Raw genomic sequence first — 3062 nt, 5'->3', positions numbered from 1 at the left:
CGTCCCAGGTGGTCGCCAGCCGCTGCGCGGCGTCCCACGAGGGGTTCACGGCGTCGCCGCCGAACGGTTCGAAGGCGGTCAGCAGGACGGTCGGTTCGGTCGCGTCAGCCACGTCCTCATCGTAGGGACCTGCGGGCCGGGAGGCGCGGTGCGGGGCCGAACCGCGCCTCCCGTTCGTCGGATGGTCACCAGCCGCTCAGCGGCCCGTCCGCGCGCCTGATCCCCGGAGCGCGGTCAGTCCTCGACGTCGAAGACCACGACGCGGTCGCTCGCGCCCTGGATGTACGCGGCGACCGGCTGGTGCTCCTCGTGCGGCAGGTACCCGGCGAGCGCCGCGCGGTCCCGGAAGCGCACGACGAGCATCCAGTCGAAGCCGCCCTCGAGCCCCTCGGTGCTGATGCTCTCGCCGGACCGGACCGACTCGACCCCGTCGATCCGGGGCAGGTGCTCCCGCACGAGTTCGTCGGCCCGTGCCGACGGATGGGTCGTCGCGTGGTCCCACGCGACGAGGACCACGTGTGTCGTCCCGCTCATCGTGTCCTCCTAGAACGCCGGGGTGCCGCCGGCGACGGTGATCGTCGATCCGGACTGGTAGCTCGACTCGGGGCTGACGAGGTGCACGTACGCCGCGGCGAGTTCGGCCGGCTGCCCGGGCCGTCCGAACGGCGACTGCTCACCGAAGTGTGCCACGGTCCGGGCGTCGTCGGACCCGGGCTGGAGCGGCGTCCACACCGGGCCCGGAGCGACCGAGTTCACGCGGATGCCCTTCGGCGCGAGCTGCTGGGCGACGGCCTCGGTGAAGAGCTTGATCGCACCCTTCGACACGGCGTAGTCGATCTTGTCCGGCGACGGCGTGCTGGCCTGGATGGACCCGGTCGTGACGATCGTGGAGCCCGGTTCGAGGTGCGGCACGGCGGCCTTGGTCAGCCAGAAGAGCGAGTAGATGTTCGTCTTGAAGGTCGAGTCGAAGTGCTCGGTCGTGAGGGTGAGGATGTCGTCGTTGCTGTCCATCCGGCCCGCGACCATGACGAGCGTGTCGAGACCGCCGAACTCGTCGACGGCCCGCTGCACGAGGTCGGTGCAGTACTGCTCGTCGGAGATGTCCCCCGGGAACAGGACCGCACGACGCCCCTCGCCCTCGAGCAGGTCGCGCACCTGTTCGGCGTCCTCCTGCTCGTCGGGCAGGTAGGAGAGGACGAGGTCGGCGCCCTCGCGGGAGAGCGCGATCGCGGCGGCGCGGCCGATGCCCGAGTCGGCGCCGGTGACGATCCCCCGGTAGCCCGGCAGGCGCCCGTGTCCGACGTAGCTCTCCTCGCCGTGGTCGGGCTTCGGGTCCATCTTCCACGCGGCCCCGGGGAGCGACTGCTCCTGCTCCGGGTACGGCGGCGCCGGGTAGAGGGTGTTCGGGTCGCGCTTGTCGTCCTGGCTCATGCCCCCACGATGCCCGGCGCCCCCTTCACGATGGCTCAGCCCGGCATCCACCACCTGAGCACTCGACGTCGACACGGTCCTTGACAACCTTATCGGGATTAACGAGCTTCGATAAGGTTGGAAAGGTCGATAAGGAGGACCCCGTGGATCGAGTACGCAACCCCTACACGCCGAACGCCGGTTCCGCGCCACCGGTCCTCGCCGGACGCGATGCCGAACTGAAGGACTTCGAGAGCGTGCTCGAGCGCCTCGCCAGCGGCAAGACCGACAAAGCGGTCGCGGCGATCGGCCTCCGAGGAGTCGGCAAGACCGTCCTGCTCGGCGAGTTCGAACGGATCGCACGCGAGCACAAGTGGGTGGCGGTACCCGCCGAGATCTCGAAGACGAAGGAGTTCGGGCCGCAGCTCGCGAACCTCGTGCGCAAGGCGCTGTTCCAATTGTCACCGAAAGCGCGCTGGAACGACGCTGCGAAGCGGGCCGCCGGCGTGATCCGGTCGTTCTCGATGACCGTGCAGCCCGATGGGGCGCTCACGGCGGGCCTCGACGTCGAGAAGATCGACGGAGCAGCCGACTCTGGACAGTTCGACGAAGACCTCGCTGATGTGCTCGAGTCGCTCGGAGAGACCGCTCGCGATGTCAGGCGCGGAGTGGTCTTCCTGCTCGACGAGATCCAGTTCCTCTCGAAGGACGAACTCGAGGCCTTGATCGGTGCCATCCACCGCTGCATCCAACGACGGCTCCCGATCACCGTTGCCTGTGCGGGCCTCCCGCAGCTCCCTGGCGTCGCGGGAGACGCGAAGTCCTACGCCGAGCGACTGTTCCACTACATCCAGGTGATCGAGCTCGGACCCGCCGACGCGAGACAGGCCATCGTCGCACCGGCTGCCGAGGAGGGCGTCCGGTTCGAGGACGCGGCAGTCGACGCGATCATCGAGTACACGGACGGCTACCCCTACTTCCTGCAGGAGTTCGGACGGTCGGTGTGGGATCTCGCGGAGGGACCCGTCATCACCGCCGCGGAGGTCGCTGACGCGCGGTACCTCGTGGAGGCAGAACTCGACGAGAGCTTCTTCAAGACGAGAGTGCAGCGGAGCACGAAGGAGGAGCTCCGTTACCTCCGAGCGATGGCTGCCCTGGGCCCGGAGCCCCAGAAGGCGTCGGACGTCGCGGAACAGCTCGGGAAGACCTCCGAGCAGGTCGCACCGCTCCGAGCTCGACTCATCGCCAAGGGACTCCTGTACACACCCAAGTTCGGCTTCGCCGAGTTCACGGTCCCGCAGTTCGACAAGTTCATGCTGCGCTACATCCCAGACTTCTGACCCTCTGGCCTCGGCGACGGTCCGAGTGTGAAGGCGTCGGATCCCCCCCCCCCGAACTGGGTGAAGCGCGAATCGGCCTGTGTTGCCCAAGACGCTGCAAACCAGCCGGGCGAGGGCTACGAAAGAGCTGTGGGCATGAACAAGGCCCCCGCCGACGCATCGTCGTGTCGGTCCCCATGAGAGAGAGGTCGCACCATGACCAGCAACGCAGCAACGAACCGCACCGCCAACGGCTCCACCTGGACCCAGAAGGGCGCACTCGTCTTCGGGATCGTCTTCCTCATCGTCGGTGTGGCCGGCTCATCCCGGGTC

The 3062-nt window shown here is 68.3% G+C and carries 4 protein-coding genes; 1 reads left to right on the top strand and 3 read right to left on the bottom strand.

Going from position 1 to position 3062, the window contains the following annotated elements; all coding sequences use genetic code 11:
- From I5E_RS24720 to I5E_RS15575, 3 genes are all read right to left on the bottom strand, one after another.
- On the bottom strand, positions 1-112 hold a 112-nt coding region (locus tag I5E_RS24720; protein WP_441294335.1), incomplete at its 3' end, for a pyroglutamyl-peptidase I family protein.
- A 122-nt stretch (positions 113-234) separates the two neighbouring features.
- The gene (locus tag I5E_RS15580) at positions 235-534 is read right to left on the bottom strand and encodes a Dabb family protein (protein ID WP_083858006.1); all 300 of its coding nucleotides are present in this window, start codon (positions 532-534) and stop codon (positions 235-237) included.
- 9 nt (positions 535-543) lie between these two features.
- Positions 544-1431 (bottom strand): SDR family oxidoreductase, encoded by an 888-nt coding sequence (locus tag I5E_RS15575; protein ID WP_022907792.1) that lies wholly within the window; start codon positions 1429-1431, stop codon positions 544-546.
- 143 nt (positions 1432-1574) lie between these two features.
- Here I5E_RS15575 and I5E_RS15570 point away from each other — a divergent pair, with 143 nt between their 5' ends.
- Positions 1575-2750, top strand: a complete 1176-nt coding sequence (locus I5E_RS15570) for an ATP-binding protein (protein WP_022907791.1) — start codon at positions 1575-1577, stop codon at positions 2748-2750.
- Positions 2751-3062 lie beyond the last annotated feature (312 nt).

This window comes from Curtobacterium sp. B18, assembly GCF_000333375.1.
In the GTDB taxonomy this organism is placed as follows: domain Bacteria; phylum Actinomycetota; class Actinomycetes; order Actinomycetales; family Microbacteriaceae; genus Curtobacterium.
Note: the sequence above shows the minus strand (reverse complement) of the source record. Positions and strands in the feature narration are given on the sequence as shown.